The sequence below is a fragment of the Thermococcus sp. M36 genome, assembly GCF_012027355.1.
In the GTDB taxonomy this organism is placed as follows: Archaea; Methanobacteriota_B; Thermococci; order Thermococcales; family Thermococcaceae; genus Thermococcus.
Genome location: NZ_SNUH01000165.1, coordinates 1 through 468 on the forward strand (window position 1 = coordinate 1; position 468 = coordinate 468).

Sequence of the window (468 nt, forward strand, 5' to 3'; positions counted from 1 at the left end):
GATAGTTTGGGCAGGTAGAAGCTTGTTGTTTTAATAAATTATAAAACGCTACCCTAATTTTTGCATCTGCACAGTTAACAATAACTTTTTCAATTTCATCTTCACCGTTTATTTGTAATTCATTTCCTTTATCATCTGAAAAGGAATAGCCGTTATTGTTTTTTGTTTTATTGATAAACTTGCTATGTATTGCAATTTCTATTTTACTAACTATTGTATTTATACTGTCAACAGAATTGCCAATAAAAACCTTGCAGCTTTGTGCATTTACTTCAATACAAATTATAAGAATCAATAAAAATGTAACTACCTTTTTCATAATTATTTTTTTAATGGTAAAATGGTTTTTATTAAGTAATCATTGAGGCCTTGAAAGCTCCTGATAGCTTCCAAGGCTTCAAGTGAAATTTTTATATTATAAACTTTTTCTACTTCTATAAATAACTCAGTTATATCCAAAGAATCTAA

At 26.9% G+C, this 468-nt stretch carries 1 protein-coding gene; it reads right to left on the minus strand.

From position 1 onward, the window contains the following. Window positions 1-319 (minus strand): hypothetical protein (locus tag E3E36_RS11810; RefSeq protein WP_167895571.1); only part of this gene is annotated, 319 nt, incomplete at its 3' end. Window positions 320-468 lie beyond the last annotated feature (149 nt).